The 21996-nt window shown below is 66.6% G+C and carries 29 protein-coding genes and 1 tRNA gene; 14 read left to right on the top strand and 16 right to left on the bottom strand.

The window, feature by feature from the left end:
* Positions 1-187, bottom strand: a 187-nt coding sequence (locus E0504_RS29400) for an NAD-binding protein (RefSeq protein WP_373693952.1), incomplete at its 3' end; no start/stop codon positions are given.
* A gap of 972 nt (positions 188-1159) precedes the next feature.
* Positions 1160-1249, bottom strand: a tRNA-Ser gene (locus tag E0504_RS29405).
* 158 nt (positions 1250-1407) lie between these two features.
* Between E0504_RS29405 and hspQ the strand changes: the two genes are divergently transcribed.
* Positions 1408-1788 (top strand): heat shock protein HspQ, encoded by a 381-nt coding sequence (gene hspQ, locus E0504_RS29410; protein ID WP_131626186.1) that lies wholly within the window; start codon positions 1408-1410, stop codon positions 1786-1788.
* Positions 1789-1797: 9 nt separating this feature from the next.
* Here hspQ and E0504_RS29415 read toward each other — a convergent pair whose 3' ends face one another.
* Entirely contained in the window at positions 1798-2694 is an 897-nt protein-coding gene (locus E0504_RS29415; protein WP_131626187.1) for an ABC transporter permease, read from the bottom strand.
* A 72-nt stretch (positions 2695-2766) separates the two neighbouring features.
* On the opposite strand from E0504_RS29415, the gene E0504_RS29420 reads away from it, so the two are divergent.
* Together E0504_RS29420 and E0504_RS29425 are read left to right on the top strand one after the other, a co-directional pair.
* Entirely contained in the window at positions 2767-3453 is a 687-nt protein-coding gene (locus E0504_RS29420) for a GcrA family cell cycle regulator (RefSeq protein ID WP_131626226.1), read from the top strand.
* 63 nt (positions 3454-3516) lie between these two features.
* Complete coding sequence (locus E0504_RS29425; protein WP_131626188.1) at positions 3517-4038, top strand: DUF1993 family protein; 522 nt, start codon at positions 3517-3519, stop codon at positions 4036-4038.
* A gap of 9 nt (positions 4039-4047) precedes the next feature.
* Here E0504_RS29425 and E0504_RS29430 read toward each other — a convergent pair whose 3' ends face one another.
* The 6 genes from E0504_RS29430 to E0504_RS29455 all read right to left on the bottom strand — a co-directional run bounded on the left by E0504_RS29430 (position 4048) and on the right by E0504_RS29455 (position 9812).
* Positions 4048-4728, bottom strand: a complete 681-nt coding sequence (locus E0504_RS29430) for a spermidine synthase (RefSeq protein WP_131626189.1) — start codon at positions 4726-4728, stop codon at positions 4048-4050.
* A gap of 94 nt (positions 4729-4822) precedes the next feature.
* Complete coding sequence (gene pnp, locus E0504_RS29435) at positions 4823-7159, bottom strand: polyribonucleotide nucleotidyltransferase (protein ID WP_131626190.1); 2337 nt, start codon at positions 7157-7159, stop codon at positions 4823-4825.
* Between the two features lie 171 nt (positions 7160-7330).
* Positions 7331-7600, bottom strand: coding sequence for a 30S ribosomal protein S15 (gene rpsO, locus E0504_RS29440; RefSeq protein ID WP_131626191.1), 270 nt, complete (start codon positions 7598-7600; stop codon positions 7331-7333).
* Positions 7597-8532: a tRNA pseudouridine(55) synthase TruB gene (gene truB / locus E0504_RS29445; RefSeq protein WP_131626192.1), complete on the bottom strand. Its 936-nt coding sequence runs from the start codon at positions 8530-8532 to the stop codon at positions 7597-7599. The genes rpsO and truB overlap by 4 nt, the downstream gene beginning before the upstream one ends.
* Positions 8525-9205, bottom strand: a complete 681-nt coding sequence (locus E0504_RS29450; RefSeq protein ID WP_131626193.1) for a site-2 protease family protein — start codon at positions 9203-9205, stop codon at positions 8525-8527. Before E0504_RS29450 ends, truB begins: the two co-directional genes overlap by 8 nt.
* 22 nt (positions 9206-9227) lie before the next feature.
* Complete coding sequence (locus tag E0504_RS29455; protein ID WP_131626194.1) at positions 9228-9812, bottom strand: thymidine kinase; 585 nt, start codon at positions 9810-9812, stop codon at positions 9228-9230.
* Between the two features lie 111 nt (positions 9813-9923).
* Here E0504_RS29455 and E0504_RS29460 point away from each other — a divergent pair, with 111 nt between their 5' ends.
* Positions 9924-10382 carry a DUF4126 domain-containing protein gene (locus E0504_RS29460; protein ID WP_131626195.1) on the top strand — a complete coding sequence of 153 codons (459 nt, stop codon included), beginning with the start codon at positions 9924-9926 and terminating at the stop codon, positions 10380-10382.
* Between the two features lie 3 nt (positions 10383-10385).
* Here E0504_RS29460 and rbfA read toward each other — a convergent pair whose 3' ends face one another.
* Genes rbfA through rimP form a run of 6 tightly spaced genes read right to left on the bottom strand, consistent with a single transcriptional unit; the run spans position 10386 to position 16975 of the window.
* Entirely contained in the window at positions 10386-10790 is a 405-nt protein-coding gene (rbfA, locus tag E0504_RS29465; protein WP_131626196.1) for a 30S ribosome-binding factor RbfA, read from the bottom strand.
* Positions 10790-11365 (bottom strand): DUF1697 domain-containing protein, encoded by a 576-nt coding sequence (locus E0504_RS29470; protein ID WP_131626197.1) that lies wholly within the window; start codon positions 11363-11365, stop codon positions 10790-10792. Before E0504_RS29470 ends, rbfA begins: the two co-directional genes overlap by 1 nt.
* A 3-nt stretch (positions 11366-11368) precedes the next feature.
* On the bottom strand, positions 11369-13966 hold the full coding sequence (gene infB, locus E0504_RS29475; protein ID WP_131626198.1) for a translation initiation factor IF-2: 2598 nt from the start codon (positions 13964-13966) through the stop codon (positions 11369-11371).
* A 4-nt stretch (positions 13967-13970) separates the two neighbouring features.
* Entirely contained in the window at positions 13971-14762 is a 792-nt protein-coding gene (locus E0504_RS29480) for a DUF448 domain-containing protein (protein WP_131626199.1), read from the bottom strand.
* Positions 14743-16407: a transcription termination factor NusA gene (gene nusA, locus E0504_RS29485; protein WP_131626200.1), complete on the bottom strand. Its 1665-nt coding sequence runs from the start codon at positions 16405-16407 to the stop codon at positions 14743-14745. Before nusA ends, E0504_RS29480 begins: the two co-directional genes overlap by 20 nt.
* Positions 16408-16414: 7 nt before the next feature.
* Positions 16415-16975 carry a ribosome maturation protein RimP gene (gene rimP / locus E0504_RS29490; protein WP_131626201.1) on the bottom strand — a complete coding sequence of 187 codons (561 nt, stop codon included), beginning with the start codon at positions 16973-16975 and terminating at the stop codon, positions 16415-16417.
* 324 nt (positions 16976-17299) lie between these two features.
* Between rimP and rnk the strand changes: the two genes are divergently transcribed.
* Entirely contained in the window at positions 17300-17704 is a 405-nt protein-coding gene (rnk, locus tag E0504_RS29495) for a nucleoside diphosphate kinase regulator (protein ID WP_131626202.1), read from the top strand.
* Here rnk and pspF read toward each other — a convergent pair.
* Positions 17701-18735 (bottom strand): phage shock protein operon transcriptional activator, encoded by a 1035-nt coding sequence (pspF, locus tag E0504_RS29500; protein ID WP_131626227.1) that lies wholly within the window; start codon positions 18733-18735, stop codon positions 17701-17703. The two genes, rnk and pspF, sit on opposite strands and share 4 nt — an antisense overlap.
* A 140-nt stretch (positions 18736-18875) precedes the next feature.
* On the opposite strand from pspF, the gene E0504_RS50565 reads away from it, so the two are divergent.
* From E0504_RS50565 to E0504_RS50570, 9 genes are all read left to right on the top strand, one after another.
* On the top strand, positions 18876-19028 hold the full coding sequence (locus E0504_RS50565) for a hypothetical protein (protein ID WP_165938646.1): 153 nt from the start codon (positions 18876-18878) through the stop codon (positions 19026-19028).
* A 137-nt stretch (positions 19029-19165) separates the two neighbouring features.
* On the top strand, positions 19166-19927 hold the full coding sequence (gene pspA, locus E0504_RS29505) for a phage shock protein PspA (RefSeq protein WP_373693953.1): 762 nt from the start codon (positions 19166-19168) through the stop codon (positions 19925-19927).
* A 3-nt stretch (positions 19928-19930) separates the two neighbouring features.
* Positions 19931-20227, top strand: coding sequence for an envelope stress response membrane protein PspB (gene pspB, locus E0504_RS29510; RefSeq protein WP_131626203.1), 297 nt, complete (start codon positions 19931-19933; stop codon positions 20225-20227).
* Positions 20224-20601: an envelope stress response membrane protein PspC gene (gene pspC / locus E0504_RS29515; protein ID WP_131626204.1), complete on the top strand. Its 378-nt coding sequence runs from the start codon at positions 20224-20226 to the stop codon at positions 20599-20601. The genes pspB and pspC overlap by 4 nt, the downstream gene beginning before the upstream one ends.
* Before the next feature lie 25 nt (positions 20602-20626).
* Complete coding sequence (locus E0504_RS29520) at positions 20627-20938, top strand: hypothetical protein (protein WP_131626205.1); 312 nt, start codon at positions 20627-20629, stop codon at positions 20936-20938.
* Entirely contained in the window at positions 20938-21276 is a 339-nt protein-coding gene (locus E0504_RS29525) for a hypothetical protein (RefSeq protein WP_131626206.1), read from the top strand. The genes E0504_RS29520 and E0504_RS29525 overlap by 1 nt, the downstream gene beginning before the upstream one ends.
* Positions 21273-21536 (top strand): hypothetical protein, encoded by a 264-nt coding sequence (locus tag E0504_RS29530; protein ID WP_131626207.1) that lies wholly within the window; start codon positions 21273-21275, stop codon positions 21534-21536. The genes E0504_RS29525 and E0504_RS29530 overlap by 4 nt, the downstream gene beginning before the upstream one ends.
* A gap of 34 nt (positions 21537-21570) precedes the next feature.
* Positions 21571-21810: a hypothetical protein gene (locus E0504_RS29535; RefSeq protein WP_131626208.1), complete on the top strand. Its 240-nt coding sequence runs from the start codon at positions 21571-21573 to the stop codon at positions 21808-21810.
* The gene (locus E0504_RS50570) at positions 21807-21983 is read left to right on the top strand and encodes a hypothetical protein (RefSeq protein ID WP_165938647.1); all 177 of its coding nucleotides are present in this window, start codon (positions 21807-21809) and stop codon (positions 21981-21983) included. Before E0504_RS29535 ends, E0504_RS50570 begins: the two co-directional genes overlap by 4 nt.
* Positions 21984-21996: the final 13 nt, after the last annotated feature.

Raw genomic sequence — 21996 nt, forward strand, 5'->3', positions numbered from 1 at the left:
GCCCCGCCTTCACGTTGGCTTCCACCAGCGCATCGAGACCGGGTTCATAGATCGGCATGATGCCGTCCTCGAGCCGCCCGATCTTGGCGGCATCCTTGTCGATGCATACCACCTCGTGGCCGAAGTCGGCGAAGCAGGCTCCCGAGACCAATCCGACGTATCCTGATCCAACAACAGCTATCTTCATCCAATATGTACTCTTGATTTGCGGCCTAGCAGCTACTGCAAAACTGTAGTGCCGCGGGGGCTTTGTGAACGCCACTGGTTCTATGTCGGACTGCCGGAGTTTGCGCCGTCCGAGATCAGTAAGCCCCAGAATGACACGCAAGAGAGATCGGTGGGTTCGCGTCCTTAATAAGGTAGCTGCACCACGCAAAGCATTATGCTGGGCCGAACACTTGCGGCTTGATCGCCAGAAGTCGCCGGTCGACCGCCGCAAGCCGCTCCTCGACCGACGCCCACTCTCTCATTTTTGTTGCGGACGTTCCATGACTTGCCTTCATCATACTCTGAGCATCGATCAACATATCTCGCTCGGAGATGAGATCTTCCCACCTGCGTAGCGCTAGCTCTCGAGGAGTTCGGACCCTGCTGGCTTCCGCTAACGCTGCACGCTCTCGTTCACCGCGAGCCGCTGACAGGAGGATTGCTTCCCCAATTGTTGCGGGTGGTGCGCCGTCGACTCCCGCTAGTGATTGGCCACAAAAGCTAGCAGAAGCAGTATGGTGACGGAAGATGTAATCATTGAACGCGCCAAGTTCACGGTAGTCGAGTTGGCTGCGAATTTCTTGGAGTGCGGTTGCATCAGAAAAGTCGACGGAGCTTAATTGGCGGGACCTCACATCTGCAGCGCAACCGGCAACTAGGGCGGCAAGCCCAATCATCATCCAAACACGAGTCATGAAAGCACCCATCGGCGACAATCATCTACGACTATGGTTTAGAAACTACTAATTCGCCGGCGCCTCCATCAAGCAACAACTCCCGACCATAGAACCCGTCTGCACCCGGGGAGCAACAAATAACGCCGGGGCGGCATCATGATCGTCGGGCCAGCAAAACTTGAAGCTCCTCCTCGGCGCAGCGATGGTTCAGAAGCATTCAGCATCTCGCAGTTTAGGGAGGTGAGCTGCTCGCAAGTTCCGGAATCAATGGTCGGTGGCGGAGAGGGTGGGATTCGAACCCACGGTACGGTTGCCCGTACACCGCATTTCGAGTGCGGCGCGTTCGACCACTCTGCCACCTCTCCGCAAGAGCTCGTGCGCTTGACCCCCGAGGGGGGTCTGGCCGAAACGAGCGCGCCGCCTAGCCGAGCGTTTCGGGCTTGCCAAGTCCCCAACTGAACCGGGCGGGGAACAAGCGGGCGGCGGCGCTTGTTTGATGTGTGCAGAGGCTTATATTTCACCCATGGATCGTTCGCAGTTCTTTTCCCCCACCGCCGGCCGCACGATCGAGGCGCCGCGCCATTCCTCGACCCGCTTCGGCGTGGGCGAAGTGGTTCGCCACCGCCTGTTCGATTTTCGCGGAGTGGTGTTCGATATCGATCCGGTGTTCGCCAACAGCGACGAATGGTACGAATCGATTCCCGCTGCGGTCCGGCCGAACAAGGACCAGCCGTTCTACCACCTGTTGGCCGAGAATTCGGACAGCAGTTACGTGGCCTACGTCAGCCAGCAGAACCTGGTGCATGACGCGGAGAACGGACCGGTGGATCACCCGCAGGTGCCCGAACTGTTCGAAACGTTCGACGAAGGCCGCTACCGCCTTCGCCGCGGGCTGACGCACTGACGCCGAGCGTCAGCTCTTCAGTTTCCACCCCGATCGCAGGATCATGTAAGTGCCGAGCGCCAGCAGCGCGTTGAATACCCCCAGACCGACCGCGCCATGGAACACCGCCATGTTGGTATCGCCGATGTCGCTGCGGCCCAGGAACCCGAAGCGGAAGCCGCTGATCACATAGAAGAACGGATTGGCCCGGCTGATCGCCTGGAACGCCGGCGCGAGATTGTCGATCACATAGAACGTGCCCGACAGCAGGCTGAGCGGCGCGACCACGAAGTTGGTCACCGCCGCCGCGTGGTCGAACTTTTCCGCCCAGATCGACGTCAGCAGCCCCAGCACCGCCAGCATGATCGCCCCCATCAAGCCGAACCACGCCACCGCCCACGGGTGCGCCATGTGCAGGGACACGCCGGGGAACAGCAGCATCGCCGCCCCCACCGCCAGGCCGACGGCGATCGCCCGGGTGACCGCGGCGCCGACGATCCCCGCCATCAGTTCGCCGTTGGACAGCGGCGGCATCAGCAGGTCGATGATGGTGCCTTGGATCTTGCCCGACAGGAAACTGAAGCTGGAATTGGCGAATGCGTTCTGCATCATGCCCATCACGATCAGCCCCGGCGCCACGAACGAGGCGAACGGCACGCCCAGCACTTCGCGGCCCGACCGGCCGGTTCCGCTCAGCGCGACGGTGAAAATGACCAGAAACAGCAGCGTGGTGACCGCCGGAGCCCAGATCGTCTGGGTCTGCACCTTGAGAAACCGGCGCACCTCCTTCATATAGAGGCTCCACAGGCCGATCCGATTGAGACCCTGGATGACCGGCGTGCCCCGCGGGTGGAACGACTGGCGCAGCGCGCCTTCGCTTCCAGCGGCAGGCGCGGCGGCTGACAGGGACTGGACTTGATCGGCCATGGCGCCGCGACTAGGGCCAAGCGCCCCCTGAAGCAACCGCCGCTCGAACACCGACAGGACGAAATCGACCCGATGAGCTGGACCGACGAACGCATCGCGACCCTTAAGAAGATGTGGGAAGGCGGCGCCACCGCCAGCCAGATCGCCGACGAGCTTGGCGGGGTTAGCCGCAACGCCGTGATCGGCAAGGCGCACCGCCTGGGGCTGAAGGCGCGCCCGTCCCCGGTCAAGCCGAACGAAGACAAGCCCGAGGCGAAGAAGGCGGCCCCCGCGCCTGCGCCCGCTGCTGCGGCGGCGCGGCCCGCGGTCAAGCGCCCGGTCGCCGCGGCGCCCGCGCCGCGCGAGCCCGAGCCGCAGCCCGCTCCATCACCGGCGGCGGCCAGCGCCACGCCCAGCCAGCCGATCCCCAATTCGACGCCCATGCCCAAGATCGTCTCGGTCGGGCCGGGCGGGTTCCTGCGCCAGGGTCCGGGCGACCAGCAGCCGCCGATCCCGCCCGCGCCGCCGCGCCGGCTGGTCCCCGCCAAGCCCAGCGCCGACATCGCGGACAAGACCTCGCTGCTCGATCTCAACGACAAGGTGTGCCGCTGGCCGATGGGCCACCCGGGCGAGGCGGACTTCCACTTCTGCGGAGAAGCGGTGAACCCCGGCTTCCCGTATTGCGTGCAACACTGCGGCCGCGCGTATCAGGCGCAGCTGCCGCGGGGTGCCCGCCGGCCCCCTCCGCCGCTGCCATTCGGCGGCCCGCGGGTTCGCTAAACCAGTTTCAGGCCCGGTGGTCGCCAGACTGCCGGGCCTTTTTGCTGACCGAGAGGATAACCGATGCCGCTTTCGCTTCACGCCGCTTTCGTCCCCGGCGCCCTGCAGATGCTGGGCACCACGCATGGGCTGATCAACAAGGCGGAGGCGTGGTGCGGCGAACAGGGCAGCGAAGCATCCGCGCTGATCGGCGCGTGCCTGCACGACCAGATGCTGCCATTCGCCTATCAGGTGAAAAGCGTGGCCGACCACACTGGCGGCGCGATCGAGGGGCTGCGCGCCGGAGTGTTCTCCCCGGCCATGGAAGCGCCGCCACAGGACTTTGCCGGACTACGCGCCAAGCTCGACGCGGCGGTCGCCACGCTGGAAGCGGTCACCGAAGACGAACTGGAAGCCAAGATCGGCGCGCCGATGCTGTTCCAGATGCGCGACTTCAAGATGCCGTTCACGGCCGAGAACTTCCTGCTCAGCTTCAGCCAGCCGAATTTCTATTTTCACGCCGCGACGGCGTACGACATCCTGCGGATGAAGGGGCTCAGCATCGGCAAGCGCGACTTCCTCGGCCGGATGCGCCTCGCGAGCTAACGCCGGGGTTCAGGGCTTCCGGGCAAACCAGATCGTATGGCGCGGCCCCTTGTTGTTGGGGCGTGCGCGGACGAAGCGTTCCTCCACCTCCAGCCCCGCGTCCTGAAGGCGGCGGGTGAACTTGGGATCGGGGCCGGCGGACCACACCGCCAGCAAGCCGCCGGGGTTGAGCGCGTCGCGCGCACGAGCGATGCCGGTGCGGGTATAGAGCCGCTCGTTACCCGTGCGCACGATCCCGTCAGGGCCGTTGTCGACATCGAGCAGGATCGCATCGTACGCCGCGCTCGTGCCGTCGCCCGCGTCATCGATCAGCGCGGCCACGTCACATAGCTCGATCCGGGCGCGGGGATCGGCCAGGCTGTCGCCGGTCAGGTCCGCCAGCGGTCCCTTGGCCCAGTCGAGGATTTCCGGCACGATCTCGGCCACCGTGACCGATCCGTGCGGTCCCAGCGCCGCCAGCGCGGCCCGAAGGGTAAAGCCCATCCCGTAGCCGCCGATCAGCAGGCGCGCGTTCGGCTTGCCCAGGCGCTCGATCGTCAATTCGGCCAGCTGCTCTTCGGAAAAACGCATCCGCGTGCCCATCAGCTCGTCGCGGCCGAGCATGACGATGTGATCGGTGCCATGGCGCACCAGCGTCAGCGTGTCGCCATCGGGGATGCGCGCGGTGGCGATCGTTTCGCGGGGTAGCATGGCAGCCTCCTCGCAGGCGCCAACGCAAAAGAAAAGGGCCGCCGGATCTCTCCGGCGGCCCTTCCCGATTTGCGTCTTGGTTCAGCGAACCGGATCAGTCCTTGAGGAAGTCCGGGATGTGGCTCTCGCCGCCGCCGTTCGAAGGACGGTCGTCGCGGTCGCGCCGGGGTCCCCGGTCGCCGCCGCCGTCACGGCGCGGGCCGCGATCGCCGCCGCCGCGTCCGCCGCGGTCACCACCGCCACTGCGGGGTCCGCGACGATCGCCGCCACGGTCACCGCCGCCCGAACGGGGCTCACGCGGTTCGCGCGGAGGACGGGTGTCCTCCAGCTCGGCGCCGGTTTCCTGGTCGACGACGCGCATCGACAGGCGAACCTTGCCGCGCTGGTCGATCTCGAGCACCTTGACCTTCACTTCCTGGCCTTCGGAGACGACATCGGTCGGCTTCTCCACCCGCTCGTTCTTCATTTCGCTGACATGGACGAGACCGTCCTTGCCGCCCATGAAGTTCACGAACGCGCCGAAATCGACGATGTTGACGACCTTGCCGTCGTAGATCTTGCCGACTTCAGCCTCTTCCACGATGCCCGAGATCCACTTGCGCGCGGCCTCGATCTGGCTGAGGTCGCTCGAGCTGATCTTGATCAGGCCCTCGTCGTCGATGTCGACCTTGGCGCCGGTTTCAGCGACGATCTCGCGGATCATCTTGCCGCCGGTGCCGATGATGTCGCGGATCTTCGACTTGTCGATCTGCATCGTCTCGATGCGCGGCGCGTGCGCCGACAGCTCGGTGCGGGCTTCGCCCAGCGCCTTCTGCATCTCGCCCAGGATGTGCGCGCGGCCGGCCTTGGCCTGGCCCAGCGCCGCCTCGAAGATCTCGCGAGTGATCCCGGCGACCTTGATGTCCATCTGCATCGTGGTGATGCCTTCGGACGTGCCGGCGACCTTGAAGTCCATGTCGCCCAGGTGATCCTCGTCGCCGAGGATGTCGCTGAGCACGGTGAACTCGTCACCTTCCAGGATCAGGCCCATCGCGATGCCCGAAACCGGGCGCGTGATCGGCACGCCGGCGTCCATCAGAGCGAGGCTGCCGCCGCAGACCGTCGCCATCGACGAAGAGCCGTTGGACTCGGTGATGTCGGACACCACGCGGATCGTATAGGGAAACTCTTCCTTCGCCGGCAGCACCGCCCGCAGCGCCCGCCAGGCGAGCTTGCCGTGGCCGGTGTCGCGGCGCGAGGGGGCGCCGAAACGGCCCACTTCGCCGACCGAATAGGGCGGGAAGTTATAGTGCAGCATGAAGTTCGAGTAGGAGAGACCCTCCAGCCCGTCGATCATCTGCTCGCTGTCCTTGGTGCCCAGGGTCGCGGTGCAGATCGCCTGCGTCTCGCCGCGGGTGAACAGTGCCGAGCCGTGCGCGCGGGGCAGGATGTGGACCATCGATTCGATCGGGCGGACCTGGTCGGTCTTGCGCCCGTCGATGCGGGTGCCGTCCTTGAGGATCGCCTTGCGGACGATGTCGCTTTCCAGGCTCTTCACCAGCTTGATGCGGCCCATGTATCCGGCCGGATCGCCTGCTTCGAGGTGCGCGAAGTGCTCGCGCGCCTTGGTGCGGGCTGCGTTGATGGCGTTCTGCCGTTCGGACTTGTTGGTCAGCTTGTAGGCGGCGGCGAGGTCTTCGCCGATGACCGAGCGCAGCTCTTCCAGCGTCTCGGCCTTGCCTTCGACCTTGTCGACCGCCCAGGGATCCTTGGCAGCCTGTTCAGCAAGGTCGCAGATCAGGCCGACGACCTTCTTGATCTCGTCGTGCGCGAACAGCACCGCGCCGAGCATGACCTCTTCCGACAGCTCCTTCGCTTCGGATTCGACCATCATCACCGCGTTGCCGGTGGCGGCCACGACCAGGTCGAGCGCGCCGGCGGCAGCTTCGGGCTGGCGCGGGTTGAGGGTGTATTCACCGTCGACATAGCCGACGCGCGCGGCGCCGATCGGGCCCATGAACGGCACGCCCGAAATGGTCAGCGCGGCCGAGGCGGCGATCATCGCAACGATGTCGGGCTCGACCTCGCCGTCGAAGCTCAGCACCTGGGCGATGACGTTGATCTCGTTGTAGAACCCTTCGGGGAACAGCGGGCGGACCGGACGGTCGATCAGGCGGCTGGTCAGCGTTTCCTTTTCGGTCGCCCCGCGCTCACGCTTAAAGAAGCCGCCCGGAATGCGCCCGGCGGCGAAGAACTTTTCCTGATAGTGGACGGTGAGGGGGAAGAAGTCCTGCCCCTCCTTGACCGACTTGGCGGCGGTCACGGCGCACAGCACCACGGTTTCGCCATAGGTGGCGAGAACCGCGCCATCGGCCTGGCGGGCGATACGCCCGGTTTCCAGGGTGAGGGTCTTGCCGCCCCACTCCATCGATACAGTCTTGGTGTCGAACATTACGTTTTCCTTCGTGACCCGCACGGCCGTATTGCGGTGCGGGGCCTCTGATCCGGGTAAGCCGTCCCGGTCCGGTGCGGGGCTCGTCTGTCGCCCCAGGGCCGGGCGGGCCGAATGCCCGCGAGCCCGAATGCAAGAAGGGCGGCCCTGAAGCCGCCCTTCCCGCGAACCTTACTTGCGAAGCCCGAGCTTCGCGATCAGCGCATTGTACCGCTCGACGTCGATCTTCTTGAGATAGGCGAGCAGCGTGCGGCGCTTGTTGACCATCATAAGCAGCCCGCGCCGCGAATGGTTGTCCTTGTGGTGGCCCTTGAAGTGGTCGGTGAGGTTGCGGATACGCTCGGTGAGGATCGCGACCTGCACTTCGGGAGATCCGGTATCGCCGTCTTGACGGGCGTTATCCTTGATGACCTCTTGCTTCTTTTCGGCGGTAATCGTCATAAGTCTTCATCTTTCGCGGCATCGGGGAGGTTGAAGCCGCGGACGACGGTCGTCGTCCCCCCGCGGGTTTCCATCAACGCGACCGGCACGCCGGCGTATCGCGCTAGGAACAGCCCGTCGGGCAAGGCTTGATCGAACAAGACCCGGCCCTGTCGGGCCGCCTGCGCGCTTGTTCGATCGAGGTCATGGGCCGGGATACCGTCCAGCCCAGCCTCCAGCGGCAGGAGGTGGTCTTCAAGGCGCGCGCCGTTGCCGATTTCGTTCAGCAAGTCCAGCGAAATCGCCTGCGCCTGCGCGAACGGACCCGCCTGCGTACGCCTGAGATTGGTCACGTGGCCGACCGTCCCCAGGGCGCGCGCGATGTCCCGTGCCAGGGAACGGATGTACGTACCCTTGCTGACGTGAGCACGCAGGGTGATCCGGCCCGCCTGCGCCGCGTCGATCGCCCCGAGGTCGAACACGGTCACGGACCGCATCGCCAGTTCCACCTCCTCGCCCGCCCGGGCGAGGTCGTAGGCCCGCCGCCCGCCGACTTTCAGCGCCGAATAAGCCGGCGGAACCTGCTCGATCGGGCCGGTGAAGCGCGGCAGCACTGCTTCGACCTCTTCCGCGGTCGGCAGCCGGTCGGAGCGGGCGACCACCGCACCCTCGGTGTCGAGCGTGTCGGTCTCCTCGCCGAAGGCAATCGTGAACTCGTACACCTTACTCGCATCGAGCATCCGCCCGGCGAGCTTGGTCGCCTCCCCCAGCGCGATCGGAAGGATGCCTTCGGCCAGCGGGTCGAGCGTGCCGCCGTGGCCGATCTTGACCTTGCCATACCCGGCCTGCCGCAGCACCCGCTTGACCGCCGCGACCCCTTGCGTGGAGCCGAGCCCGCGCGGCTTGTCGAGGATCAGCCAGCCCGATACCGCGGCAAGCGGCTGGTCAGGCACCCGCCACCCAGCCCGCCAGGGTCAGGAACTGCCCCCGCACCCATTCGACCGGGGGGCCGACGGTGTTCTCGATGATCCCGGTCTCAGGGAACGCCCAGGTCGCCGCGATCAGCGCGATGAACAGCAGCATCCCCAAGTTGCGCAGCTTGGCATAGTGATGCGCCAGGCTGCGCGGCAGCAGCCCCTCGACGATGTGGGAGCCGTCGAACGGCGGGATCGGCAGCAGGTTGAATAGCGCGAGGAATACGTTGATCGTGATGAATAGGAGCAGCCCGCCGATCACGAACTCATTCGCCTCGGTCGGCACGGCGATCGCGCCAGCATACAGACCGAGCGCGATCGCGCCGAGCGCGCCCAGCAGGATGTTGGTCCCGGGTCCCGCGGCGGCGACCAGCATCATGCCCAGCCGCGGGTTGTCCAGCCGGGCGAAGTTGACCGGCACCGGCTTGGCCCAGCCGAAGATCGGCCCGCCGATCAGCGCCATCGCGCCGGGCACCAGCAGCGTGCCGATGGGATCGACGTGGCGAATGGGGTTCAGGCTCAGCCGCCGCGCTTCCTTCGCGGTGGGATCGCCCAGCGCCAGCGCCGCCCAGCCGTGCGCCACTTCGTGAAACACGATGGCGACGATCAGGCAGGGTATCAGCAGCAGGGCGAGTTGAAGGGTTTCAGACATCAATGCTTTCCGGGTTGGCCGCTCATGTGGGGTGTCCCAGCGCCGCGCAGAAGTGCCTGCGACACAATGCCACATAGCGCTCGTTGCCGCCGACCTCGGTCTGCTCGCCTTCGCGCACCGCCTTGCCCCGCTCGTCGACGCGCAGGTTCATCGTCGCCTTGCGTCCGCAGTGGCACACGCCCTTCAGTTCGATCAGGGCATCGGCGATGCCCAGCAGGGCGGCGGAGCCGGCGAACAGCTCTCCCTGGAAATCGGTGCGCAGGCCATAGCATACGACCGGGATGTCCGCGCTGTCAGCGAGGCGGGCAAGCTGCCACACCTGCGCCTTGGTCAGGAACTGTGCCTCGTCCACCAGCACGCAGGCGATTGCTGCCTCATAGGCGTCGGCCAGCACGCGGGCCTCGATGTCGGTGTCGCCAGTGAACCGATGGGCATCGCTGGCCAGCCCGATGCGGCTGCTGATCGCGCCGAAACCGGGCCGATCGTCGAGCGCGGCGGTCCATAGAGACACGCGCATGTCGCGCTCGCCATAGTTGAAGGCTGCCTGCAGCAGGGTCGAGCTCTTCCCCGCGTTCATGCTGGCGTAGTAGAAATACAGCTTGGCCATGCGCGCGGTCTGGCGGCGCGGGCGATGCTTGAAAAGCCGGGGGCGTGCGATCCTGCGGATAAAAGGCCGGCTCGCGGCGTTAAGCCGGAAACCGGACTTTCAAGGATCGCCATGCTTCGTTCGTTTCTCATCGGGCTGGTCGCTGGCCAGCGCGGGATCACGCCGCTGGCGGTGACCGCCGCCGGCGCGCGGCAAGGCACCCTGCCCGCCTCCGTCCCGTTGCAGCGCCTGATCGGCAATCGCTTTGTCGCCGGCGGCAGCGTGGCGCTCGCGGCGGCGGAGATGGCTGGCGACAAGATGAAGAGCGCGCCTGACCGCGTCGTCCCGGCCGGCCTGTTCGTGCGCACGCTGACCAGCGCCTATGCCGGGGCGGCCATGGCGCCAAGGGGGCAGCGGGCCGCCGGGGCGGCGGTGGCGGCGGTCACCGCGCTGGGTGCGTCGTACATCGGCTGGCGGCTGCGCTGTGCGGCGATGAAGCGGTGGGGCCAGACCCGCACCGGCTTTGTCGAGGATGCGCTGGTGCTCGGCAGCGGGCTGGCCATCGCGCTCAGCGGACCGGATCGCCGCTGACCGTCAGTCTTCGTCCGGCTCGCCAAGGTCGCGCGCGACCTTGGGATCGTTGAGCAGCCGCTCGATCCGCGCGGCCTCGTCGAAGCTTTCGTCCGGCTTGAACGACAGGCGGGGCGCGAACTTGAGGCCCAGGCGCTTCGCCACCTCGCGCTGGAAGAACGCGGTGTTGGTCCGCAGCGCTTTCAGCACGATCGCCTCGTCCTTGCCCAGCAGAGGCTTCACGTAAGCGGCGGCGTTGCGCAGGTCAGGCGTCATCCGCACTTCGGTGACCGAGACCGAGTGCGCGGTCAGCACGTCGTCGTGCACCTCGCCCCGCGCGAGCAGTTCGGACAGGATGTGGCGCACCCGCTCGCCCACCTTGAGGACGCGGACCGATTGCTGTTCGGGAGTGGCCGCCTTGTGCGCCATCAGTCTGCCTGATCCATCGTTTCCGCGTCCATCGTCGCCCCGTCCATCTTCGCGAGGATGCGCTTCAGCGAACGCATGTTGCGTGCCGTCGCGCGGCTGCCGAGCTTGCGCTCGATGAAGGCGCCGGTCAGCTTGCTGGTCCCCACGCCGGTCACGTAATCGACGTGCAGCGCGCAGGTGCCCGGGGCAAGCTTTTCGGGACCACGGCCGGCGTAGGTGTCGATCAGGTCGGCGAACTGCTGCGCGCTCGGCTGCCGTTCCAGGAACAGCGTGTGGACGAGGTTATCCTCCCCCACCCCGTGGAACGGATTGCCGTCGATCGCCGCCGCCAATTCGTCGCGGGTGCGGACCGCGGCGAAGCTGTCGATGTCGAACCGGTCGCGCAGCACGTAGGCGAACTTGTCCGCTAGGCCCTGCGACGGCCGCTCCTCATGCCGGAACAGCACGTTGCCGCTGGCGACCACCGTCTCCACGTCCTCGAACTCCTCGCGCTCGAGCGCGTGGCGCAGGTCCGCCATCAGCAGCCGGTTGCCCCCGACGTTGATTGACCCGAGCAGGGCGACGTAGCGTTCCATCGGCTAGAGGATGCGTTCCCGCTCCTCGACCTCGAACACCTCGAGCTGGTCGCCCGGCTTGATGTCGTTGGTGTCGGCCAGCACCACGCCGCATTCCAGCCCGCCGCGGACTTCGTCGACGTCGTCCTTGAACCGCCGCAGCGAGGCGATGGTGGTCGCCGAAACGATGACGTCGGCGCGGGTGAGCCGGGCATGGAGACCCTTGCGGATCGACCCCTCGACCACCAGCAGGCCGGCGGCCTTGTCCTTCTTGCCCGACTTGAACACTTCCTTGACCTCGGCCCGGCCCAGCACGTTCTCGATCCGCAGCGGACCCAGCACGCCGGCCATCTCTTTCGAGATTTCCTCGGTCAGGTGATAGATGACGTCGAAGTACTTCATCTCCACCCGGTCGCGCGTGACCAGCAGGCGCGCCTTGGGATTGGGCCGCACGTTGAAGCCGATGATCGGTGCCTTGGAAGCGGCGGCCAGCTGGACGTCGCTTTCGGTGATGGCACCCACGCCGGCGTGCAGTACGCGGACCTTGATGTCGTCGTTCGAGATCGCGTGCAGCGCGGTGACGATCGCCTCGACCGAACCCTTCACGTCGGCCTTCACCACAACCGGGTATTCGACCACGTCGCTCTTCAGGTTGGAGAACATCGTGTCGAAATTGGTCGGCGCCAGCGCGGTGCGCTTTTCGGTCGCGCGTTCCTGGCGGTACTGCGCGACTTCGCGGGCGCGCTGCTCGTTCTCGACCACGGTCATCTGCTCGCCGGCGTCGGGCACGCCGCCCAGGCCGAGGACCTCGACCGGGACCGACGGGCCCGCTTCCTTGACCTGCTTGCCCTTGTCGTCGACCAGCGCGCGGACGCGGCCGCTTTCGGTGCCGACCACGAAGGTGTCGCCCCGCTTCAGCGTGCCGCGGGTGACCAGCACCGTCGCGACCGGACCGCGGCCCTTGTCGAGCTGCGCCTCGATCACGGTCGCTTCCGCCGCGCGATCGGGGTTGGCCTTCAGTTCGAGCAGTTCGGCCTGGAGCAGGATCTTGGCGATCAGGTCGTCGAGCCCGGCACCGGTCTTGGCCGAGACTTCCACGTCCTGCACGTCGCCGCTCATCGCCTCGACGATGACTTCATGTTCCAGCAGGCGCTCGCGGATCTTCTGCGGGTTGTATTCGGGACGGTCGGACTTGGTGATCGCCACGATCATCGGCACGCCGGCCGCCTTGGTGTGGCTGATCGCCTCGATCGTCTGCGGCATGATCGCGTCATCGCCCGCCACCACCAGGATGACGATGTCGGTCACGTTCGCGCCGCGCGCGCGCATTTCGGTGAACGCGGCGTGGCCCGGGGTGTCGAGGAAGGTGATCTTCTCGCCCGGCTGACCCTTCTGGCCCTTGGTGGTGATCTGGTACGCGCCGATGTGCTGGGTGATGCCGCCGGCTTCCCCCTTCACCACGTCGGTTCCGCGCAGCGCGTCGAGCAGCGAGGTCTTGCCGTGATCGACGTGGCCCATGATCGTCACGACCGGCGGGCGCGGCTGCAGCGTGTCTTCGGGATCGGCGTCCTCGCTGGCGTCGATGTCGACATCGCTCGCCGAAACGCGGGTCAGGTTGTGACCGAATTCCTCGACCAGCAGTTCGGCGGTGTCCTGGTCGATCGTCTGGTTGACGGTGACCATCATGCCCATGTTGAACAGCGCCTTCACCAGGTCGGCGCCCTTTTCGGCCATCCGGTTGGCGAGTTCCTGCACGGTGATCGCTTCGGGCACGACCACGTCGCGCACCTGCTTTTCGCGCGGAGTCGACGGGCCGCCGTGCGTGCGGCGTTCCTTTTCGCGGGCGCGCTTCAGCGCGGCGAGCGAGCGCGCCCGGCGCCCTTCGTCCTCGTTGAGCGCGCGGGTGACGGTCAGCTTGCCCGAGCGGCGATCGCCGGCACCGCCGCCGCCACGTTCCGGAGCCGCGACGGGGCGCTTCTCCTCTTTCTTCTTCTCGGGACGCTTGATCTCGGGACGGGCAACCGGGGTGAACCGGCGCGCGGCGGGCGCGGCGGTGCTGGCGGCATCGCCCGAACCTTCGCCTGACCCTTCAGCAGCCCCTTCGCCAGCAGTTTCTACGGCACTATCGCCCGTGGGAGCGGCGGCGGTTTCGGGTGCGGCGGTCGGAGCGGCGTCAGGCGCAGGCGCCGGCGCGGGTTCCTGCGAGGCGGCAGTCTCGGCCTCGCGCTTGGCTTCGGCGCGGCGGCGTTCTTCCTCGATCGCGCGGGCGCGTTCTTCGGCCTCACGCTCGGTTTGCTGGGCCAGGGTGGCGAGGCGCGCTTCTTCGGCCTCGCGCTGCAGGCGAGCGACTCGCTCCTGCGGGGTTTCGCCCGACGGCGCGGCCTTGCGCGCGGCGGGCGCCGGCGGAGGGGGTGGCGGCGGCGGCGGCGGAGGCGCAGCCTCGACCGGCGGAGGCGGCGGCGCGGCCTCCCCCGGCTTGCCCACCAGGCGGCGACGCTTGACCTCGACCACCACCTTGTTGGTGCGGCCGTGACTGAAGGTCTGCTTGACCTCGCCCGCGTCGACCGAACGCTTCAGCCCCAATGGCTTGCGTTCGCGCGGAGTGTCGTTGCTGTCGCTCATAAACTTAAAACTCGTCCTTCGATCGGTCGTCCATCCCGGCGAGCGGCGGCTCACCGGCTTGCGTTGCGGCATCCGCGGTCGGATGCCCCAGGAAATGCTTCAGGCGCTCAAGCGCGAGCGATACCCGCGCGGCTGCGGCCGCATCGGCCAGCGCCATATGGACGACGTTGTCGCGGCCCATTGCCACAGACAAAGCCGCCCGGTCCAGTGGCAAGACCACCCCGGTCTCGCCCGATCCTTCCACGTCGCGCCCCACGCGCCACGCCTGGTCCAGCTTGCGGTTGCCGTCTTCCCTGGCGTCGGAGGCGTGCAGCAGCAGGTCCACCGCCCCGCCCCGGGCATGCTCCGCGATCCGTTCGGACCCCAAGATAAGATGTCCGGCGCGCATTTCGAGGCCGAGCCGGTCGAGCAGCGCGCGGCGCAGGCCGTCCTCGATCCGCTGCGGCAGGTCTTCGGGCACGGTCAGCGCCGCGCCCCCCACGGATTTGCTGAACGCCCGCGCGAGCGCGCCCTTCAGCTTGCCCTTGGCGATCGCGGTCTCCAGCTCGGCGCGCGACACGGCCAGCCACGCACCGCGTCCGGGTGCTTTGGCGTGAATGTCGGGCAGCACCAGGCCATCGGGCGAAACCGCCAGCCGCACCAGCGCATCCCGCGCGCCATGCTCCCCTGACAGGATGCACTTGCGCTCCGGCTCCGCCTTGCGGGGGCCGCGCGCTTGGGCATCCCGGAAAGTACTGCTTTCCGGGGACCCCTCTGCGATGTCGGAACCTAGCGGCTCATTGTTCGGAGTCCGCATTCACGGCCTCCTCGGTCGGAGCGCCGGCATCGGCAGGCGCTTCCTCATCGTCGAACCAGTGGGCGCGGGCCGCCATGATGATCTCGTTGCCCTGCTCTTCGGTCAGGCCGTATTCGCCCAGCACGCCGCCCTTGTCTTCCGGCTTGGCCGGGCGATCGCTGCGCAGGCGCGGACCTTCGGTCGGCGCGGGCTGGCGGCGGCGGGGCGCTTCGCGCTTCTTGGCGATCAGTTCGTCGGTGGCGAGGTCGGCCAGATCGTCGAGCGTCTTGATCCCCGCCTTGCCCAGCGTGACCAGCATCTTTTCGTTGAGGTGCGGGATGTCGGCCAGCGCATCCTCGACCCCAAGCGCCTGGCGTTCCTGGCGATGGCCGGCTTCCTGCCGCTCCAGCGCCTCGGTCGCGCGGCTCTGCAGTTCCTCGGCAAGTTCGTCGTCGAAGCCTTCGATCCCGGCCAGCTCGGACAGGTCGACATAGGCGACCTCCTCCAGTTCGGCGAAGCCTTCGGCCACCAGCAGCTGGCTCAGCGTCTCGTCGACGTCGAGCTCTTCCTCGAACATCTTGGACCGCTCGGCGAATTCCTTGCTGCGCTTCTCGCTCGCTTCTTCCTCGGTCATGATGTCGATCTGGTGACCGGTCAGCTGCGAAGCCAGACGCACGTTCTGGCCGCGGCGGCCGATCGCCAGGCTGAGCTGGTCGTCGGGCACCACGACTTCGATCCGCCCGTCTTCCTCGTCGAGCACCACGCGGCTGACGGTGGCGGGCTGCAGCGCGTTGACCACGAACGTCGCGGTATCCTCGCTCCACGGGATGATGTCGATCTTCTCGCCCTGCAGTTCCTGGACGACGGCCTGCACGCGGCTGCCCTTCATGCCGACGCAGGCGCCGACCGGATCGATGCTCGAATCGCGGCTGATCACGCCGATCTTGGCGCGGCTGCCCGGATCGCGGGCGGCGGCCTGGATGGTGATCACCCCGTCATAGATCTCGGGCACTTCCTGCGCGAACAGCTTCTTCATGAATTCGGGGTGGGCGCGGGAAAGGAAGATCTGCGGCCCGCGATTGTTGCGCTCCACCTTGGTGATCAGCGCGCGGACCCGCTCGCCCGGACGGGCGGCTTCGCGGGGGATTTGCTGGTCGCGCCGGATCACGCCTTCGGCGCGGCCGAGGTTGACGATCACGTGGCCGAACTCGACCGACTTGATCACGCCGGTGATGATCTCGCCCGCGCGGTCCTGGAATTCTTCGAACTGGCGCTCGCGCTCGGCATCGCGGACCTTCTGGAAGATCACCTGCTTGGCGCTCTGCGCGTCGATCCGGCCAAGATCGACCGGCGGCAGCGGATCAACGATGTAGTCGCCTACCTTGGCATCGGCCTGCAGCTTGGCTGCCTGCTCAAGCCCGACCTGCTTGAAGTAGTCCTCCACTTCCTCAACCACCTCGACCACGCGCCACAGGCGCAGGTCGCCGGTCAGCGGGTCGAGCTTGGCGCGGATATCGTTCTCGTTGCCGTACCGCGCGCGGGCGGCCTTCTGGATCGCTTCTTCCATCGCCTCGATGACGATGGACTTGTCGATCATCTTTTCCGACGCGACCGAGTTGGCGATCGCGAGCAGTTCTGCCCGGTTGGCGGAAATGGAGGTGGCCATGGCGGTCTTACTCTTCCTCTGTTTCGAGAATTTCGTCGGCACCTGACGTGTCGAGGGGTTGGGTGGCGGCGATCAGCGCGTCGGTGAGGACGAGCTTGGCCGACTGGATTTCGGACAAGACGATGAAGGTGATGTCGCCGTCCTTGTTGTAGATCCCGGCGGCGTCCCCGTCGGGTGACATTCCGACGAGCTTGCCGCGAAACCGCTTCTGACCATTGATTGGCGAAAGCGTCTCGATCTTCGCCTCGTGCCCCGCCCAGTTGGCGAAATCCTTGGGCCGGGTCAGCGGCCGGTCGATGCCGGGGCTGCTGACTTCGAGGTGATAAGCGCCCTCGATCAGTTCCTCGCCCGCCTCTTCCGCCTCGTCGATCACCGCGGATACCCGGCGGGAAAGCGCGGCGCACTGGTCGATCACCAGCTGGCCCGTCGCGGGGTCCTCGGCCATGATCTGCAAGGCCAGGCCGCCGTCACCGGCTTCGCTCGCCATCATCTTCACCCGCACAAGATCGAACCCGAGCGCTTCGGCCTCGGGTGCGATCAGCTGGATCAAGCGGGCGATATCGGCCAAGAGGGACTTTCGTGTTCGGCAAGCACTTTTGGCGCCGGGGCCTTTCGGCGCCAGCCCCTCAGTCTTGCGATGTGGGATTGATCGCGCAGATAGTCCGCCAAGTCCTACAAAGCAAGCGCAAGAGTCAGGTTGTCGCCGCACGATTGACACCTGGCCGGGCTGGTGACAGCATCAGCGGCTATGACGCAGTTCTTTCGACACCTCGGGGGTCAACTGCTCGCGGGCAGCTAGCCCCGGCCGGTGCCTGGTGCCCCGGACCGGGGCCCCGGCACCGCTCGCGTCATGCCCGCGCGGCATCACCTCACCCGTCGAAAGAACCGTTCCATGGCCACCAAGCACGCGCCTACGCGCCCTCCCATCCTCGTTGCCGAAGGCGAAGCCGATGCGCTCGCCGACCTCGCCGTCGCGGTTGCCGACCGCCATCCCCTGGTCAGCCGCCTGCTCCTCGAAGAACTGGACCGCGCCGAATTGCGCCGCCCTCACGAAATCCCTCCTGACGTGGTGACGATGGGCGCGACGATCGAATTCATGGTCGAGGAGACCAGGGAGCAGCGTACAGTTGAACTCGTATACCCGCGGGATGCTGACATCGCGCAAGGTCGGGTGTCGATCCTTACGCCGGTGGGCGCCGGACTGCTGGGCTTGCGCGCCGGCCAGTCGATCGCTTGGCCCGACCGCGGGGGCCACCCACGCACGTTGACGATCGTCAGGGTGGTCCGACCGGACTAGGCTGCCGCTTCCTCGCCGCCGCGTTCGGCGAGTCCGTGCTTTCGGATGCAATGGCGCAACTGGTCGTAGGACAAACCCAGCGCCTTGGCGGTCTGCCGCTGGTTCCAGCGATGCTTACCCAAGGCATGTTCGACGATCGCTCGTTCATGCGATTCGACCGCGGCGCGCAGATCGGCGATCTGATCGTAATCCGGCGCGGTTGCGGGCTGCTGGGACGCAGGTTGAACCTTTTGTGCGGTGACTTGCGCGGTCGGTTTCCAGGGGCTTTCGAACGGGTCGAACACCACGTGCCCGATCGGGTTGTCCGCGTCGCCCCAGCGGTAGACCGCCCGTTCGATGACGTTCCTCAATTCGCGCACGTTGCCCGGCCACAGGTGCCGCTGCAGCTGTTCGCGCACGTGCTCGGCAAACCCCGGCCACCCCTCCCAGCGCAGCTCGCTGGCCATGCGGCGGCCGAAAAACTCCGCCAGAACAGCGACATCGCCTTCGCGCACCCGCAGTGGCGGCAGGGTGATCACCTCGAAGCTGAGCCGGTCGAGCAGGTCCGCCCGGAACCGCCCCTCGTCCGCCAGCTGCGGCAGATCCTCGTTCGTCGCCGCGACGATCCGGACATCGACCCGCTGCGGCCGGTTAGACCCGATCCGGGTTACCTCCCCATATTCCACCGCCCGCAGCAACCGCTCCTGCGCCTGCATGCTCAACGTCGCCAACTCATCGAGGAACAGCGTGCCCCGGTCCGCTTCCTCGAACCGCCCGGCGCGCGATCGGGTCGCGCCGGTGAAGGCGCCCGCCTCGTGACCGAACAGTTCGGCCTCGATGAGAGTCTCGGGCAAAGCGGCGCAATTCATCGTGACCAGCGGTTCGTCCCACCGGCTCGACAGGCGATGGAGACGTTCGGCGATCAGTTCCTTGCCGGTTCCGCGCTCCCCGACGACGAGCACCGGGCGGTTCATGGTGGCGGCATGGCTCGCCCGCTCCACCGCGTCGAGAAACGCGCCCGATTGGCCGATGAACTGGCTTTCCCTCTCCATGCCCAACGCATAGCGGATTTCGCCAATTGTCGGCAAACAAAACCACGCGGGAACATCCCGGAGTATGCCTCCTATCCGTAAATCGGGTTTGGCACGCGCCTTGCTAATATGTGAACATCTATCAACCGGAGCACCAATCGATGTTCGACCGCCGTTTCCTGCAGAGCCGCCTCGGCCAAGCCGCCGCTGCCAGCGTCGCTGCCATGGCCCTGTTCGTGGCGCTGAGCAGCCAGCTTCAGGCGACCCCCGCCTATGCCGCGGTGCCGGTGTTCCAGACCGTGGAGCTGGCGTGAACAAGCCCGTCTCCGACGATCCGTTCGACCCGCTAGGGCCGGAGCGCTCGACCCCTTCATCGCGCGGACCCCAGTCCCCCCGCGCCGATGACGCTCCGGCCCGTCCTGCCAGCCGCATCGAGCGCGAAGTCGAACGCCTGCGCCGCAGCCCCACGCCGACGCAGGCCTCAGCCCCCCGAGATGCCAATTACGGAGTCGCCTTCATGGGCATTTTCAGCCGCACCCGTGACATCATCGCGGCCAACTTCACCGACATGCTCGACAAGGCCGACGACCCGACGAAGATGATCCGCATGATCATCCTCGAAATGGAGGAGACCCTGGTCGAGGTGCGCGCCAGCGCGGCCCGCACGATTGCCGATCAAAAGGAAATGCACCGGCACACGGTCAAGCTGGAACGGCTCCAGGCCGACTGGTCGGACAAGGCGCAGCTCGCCCTTTCCAAGGACCGCGAGGACCTCGCCCGCGCGGCGCTGGTCGAAAAGAAGAAGGCCGGCGACATGGCCGACCAGCTCAAGCAGGAGATCGCCGTGCTCGACGATGCCTTGCGCGCTTACGAGCAGGACATCGAGAAGCTGCAGGTCCGCCTGCGCGAAGCCCGCAGCCGCCAGACCGCCATCGCCGCTCGCCTGGAGAGCGCTGAAAACCGCGTCAAGCTGCGCAGCCTGATGACCAACGAGCGGGTGGACGAGGCGCTGACCCGCTTCGACCAGCTCGAACGACGGGTCGATTACGCCGAGGGCCGCGCCGACGCCCTGAGCATCGCAGACGGGTCGGGCAAGCCGAGCCTGTCGGACGAGATCGCCGCGCTCGCCGGCAAGGACCAGATCGACGACGAGCTGGCGGAAATGAAACGCGCGCTCGGCCTGAGCGACCAAGACGACACGAAGGAGGGTTGATCGGTGGAGGAAGCTGTTCCCATCATTGCGGTGCTTCTGGGCCTGCCCTGGATCATCATGCACTACATCACCAAGTGGAAGACCGCCGCGACGATCACCACCGACGACGAAGCGCTGCTGGAAGAACTCTACAGCTTGGCGAAGCGGCTCGACGCGCGAATGGACACCGTCGAGCGCCTGGTCGCCAGCGACCACGAGGACTTCAAGCCGGCGCGCCTGATGCACGACCAGGAGGTGGATGACGCCCCCTTGCGCGAACTCGACCGCCTGCTCGCCGGGAAGAAGGGAATCCGCCCATGAACACGCCGCGCACCACGCTTTACCGCGACAAGCAGAACGCCAAGCTGCTGGGCGTCTGCTCGGGGATCGCCGACTACACCGGGGTCAACACCCTGTGGGTGCGGCTGGGGTTCATCATCCTGCTGCTGACGGTCGCGCCGATCCTGCTGCCCGCTTATTTCATCGCCGGCATGCTGCTGAACAAGAAGCCGCCGCACCTCTACGTCGACCAGGACGAGAGCAAGTACTGGCAGCGCGTCCGGCAGAGCCCCAAGCGCACCGCCCGCGAGATCCGGGGCAAGATGAAGGACATCGATCGCCGGCTGGCCGAGGTCGAGACCTACTACGTCACCAGCAATCCGCGCCTGTCCGCCGAAATCGAACGGCTGCGCTGAGCCGTCACACAACAGGGGAACCACCATGGAAGGCACGATTGCCCTACTCATCCCGATCGTGGCGCTGATGATCCCGATCGTAGCGATCTGGACCAAGCATCAGCAGAAGCTGGCCGAGATGAACGTCCGTTCCACCGCCGAACTGAGCGCGGAAAAGGCCGCGCAGTACACCAGTCACGTGAAAGAGCTGGAAGAGCGCGTCCGGGTGCTCGAGCGGATCGTCACCGACCGCGGCTACGATGTCGCCACCCAGATCGAGGCGCTGCGCGACCAGCGGCGGGTGGAAGAAGGCGACGGGGTCGCGATCGATCACCTGCGCAGCCGGGAGCGTGTCTGATGCCGATCAGTGAGCTAGCCCCTTATCTCGGATACCTGATCGGCGGCGGGTTCCTGCTTGGCATCGGCGGCATCCTCGCCTCGGTCCATACGACCCGGCTCAAGATCAAGAACGGCTACCCGCTGGAAGGCATGTGGGGCCAGTCGCTCAAGCCCAACACCGACAAGGAAGCCGTCGCCCGGGTTCAATTGCTCACGCAGGAGAACGCGCAGCTGAAGGCGGAAGTCGGCGCGATGCGCGAGCGGCTGGAAACGGTCGAACGGATCGTCACCGACGGCGGCTTTCGCCTGACGCACGAGATCGAACGCCTGCGTGGTTCATCGGAGAAAGTACAGTGAGCTTCTGGACGGCCCTCGTCGCGATCGTAGCGATCATCGCGTTCGCATCGATGCGGATCGCGAAATACAACAGCCCCAGCGGCCGGACGCTCGCGAGCCCGCCGAAAGACGACGGCGAGAAACTCGCCCTGCGCAGCGAGGTCGAGGATCTGCGCGAGCGGCTCAAGGTGCTGGAACGCATCACGACCGAGGCGCACACGTCGAACGCCCAGGAAACCCGCCGCGTCGCCGATGAGATCGAGGCGCTGCGCGACCGCTGATTGTGGTGCAGCAAAAGCAAGGAGGAACCAGGACATGAGCGAGCATATCGTCGTAGCCGCCACCTCGTTGGTCGCCATCGCCATCGTCGCGTTCGCGATGCTGCGCGGGTGGCAAGGCTGGCTGACGCTGAAGGAGCATGAATTGGAACAGGCACCCACCAGGACGCGCGAACCGGACAGCGGCAACGCGCTGGGCGCGGCGCGGATCGAATTGAGCGACCTCAAGGAGCGCATCCGCAAGCTGGAAGCGATTGCCAGCGGGGTCGACCTGTGAGTGTCCGGGCAGGAGACGCCGCGCAGGTTGGCATTGGGCTTGGCAGCGCGATTGCAGTCGCGATCAGCTGGAGCTTGCACAAGTCGATCGTCTGGGCCGTGATCCAGGGGTTCTTCGGCTGGTTCTACGTCATCTACTACGCCTTCACCCGCCCGGGGGGGCTGTCGGGCTAGGACCCGAGGACAA

This window comes from Parafrankia sp. BMG5.11, from assembly GCF_004337455.1.

Bases quoted from the DNA above. Each gene is read 5' to 3' on its own strand.
- E0504_RS29425 (WP_131626188.1), top strand. From the start codon at position 3,517: ATGCCGCTTTCGCTTCACGCCGCTTTCGTCCCCGGCGCCCTGCAGATG.
- E0504_RS29525 (WP_131626206.1), top strand. From the start codon at position 20,938: ATGCCGATCAGTGAGCTAGCCCCTTATCTCGGATACCTGATCGGCGGC.
- E0504_RS29415 (WP_131626187.1), bottom strand. From the start codon at position 2,694: ATGGCCGATCAAGTCCAGTCCCTGTCAGCCGCCGCGCCTGCCGCTGGA.
- rbfA (WP_131626196.1), bottom strand. From the start codon at position 10,790: ATGGCGCACAAGGCGGCCACTCCCGAACAGCAATCGGTCCGCGTCCTC.
- pspF (WP_131626227.1), bottom strand. From the start codon at position 18,735: ATGGAGAGGGAAAGCCAGTTCATCGGCCAATCGGGCGCGTTTCTCGAC.
- E0504_RS29420 (WP_131626226.1), top strand. From the start codon at position 2,767: ATGAGCTGGACCGACGAACGCATCGCGACCCTTAAGAAGATGTGGGAA.
- hspQ (WP_131626186.1), top strand. From the start codon at position 1,408: ATGGATCGTTCGCAGTTCTTTTCCCCCACCGCCGGCCGCACGATCGAG.
- E0504_RS29450 (WP_131626193.1), bottom strand. From the start codon at position 9,205: ATGTCTGAAACCCTTCAACTCGCCCTGCTGCTGATACCCTGCCTGATC.
- E0504_RS29455 (WP_131626194.1), bottom strand. From the start codon at position 9,812: ATGGCCAAGCTGTATTTCTACTACGCCAGCATGAACGCGGGGAAGAGC.
- E0504_RS50565 (WP_165938646.1), top strand. From the start codon at position 18,876: ATGTTCGACCGCCGTTTCCTGCAGAGCCGCCTCGGCCAAGCCGCCGCT.
- pnp (WP_131626190.1), bottom strand. From the start codon at position 7,159: ATGTTCGACACCAAGACTGTATCGATGGAGTGGGGCGGCAAGACCCTC.
- E0504_RS29470 (WP_131626197.1), bottom strand. From the start codon at position 11,365: ATGGAACGCTACGTCGCCCTGCTCGGGTCAATCAACGTCGGGGGCAAC.
- pspC (WP_131626204.1), top strand. From the start codon at position 20,224: ATGAACACGCCGCGCACCACGCTTTACCGCGACAAGCAGAACGCCAAG.
- rpsO (WP_131626191.1), bottom strand. From the start codon at position 7,600: ATGACGATTACCGCCGAAAAGAAGCAAGAGGTCATCAAGGATAACGCC.
- E0504_RS29480 (WP_131626199.1), bottom strand. From the start codon at position 14,762: ATGCGGACTCCGAACAATGAGCCGCTAGGTTCCGACATCGCAGAGGGG.
- infB (WP_131626198.1), bottom strand. From the start codon at position 13,966: ATGAGCGACAGCAACGACACTCCGCGCGAACGCAAGCCATTGGGGCTG.
- E0504_RS29520 (WP_131626205.1), top strand. From the start codon at position 20,627: ATGGAAGGCACGATTGCCCTACTCATCCCGATCGTGGCGCTGATGATC.
- E0504_RS29430 (WP_131626189.1), bottom strand. From the start codon at position 4,728: ATGCTACCCCGCGAAACGATCGCCACCGCGCGCATCCCCGATGGCGAC.
- rnk (WP_131626202.1), top strand. From the start codon at position 17,300: ATGGCCACCAAGCACGCGCCTACGCGCCCTCCCATCCTCGTTGCCGAA.
- E0504_RS29535 (WP_131626208.1), top strand. From the start codon at position 21,571: ATGAGCGAGCATATCGTCGTAGCCGCCACCTCGTTGGTCGCCATCGCC.
- E0504_RS29460 (WP_131626195.1), top strand. From the start codon at position 9,924: ATGCTTCGTTCGTTTCTCATCGGGCTGGTCGCTGGCCAGCGCGGGATC.
- nusA (WP_131626200.1), bottom strand. From the start codon at position 16,407: ATGGCCACCTCCATTTCCGCCAACCGGGCAGAACTGCTCGCGATCGCC.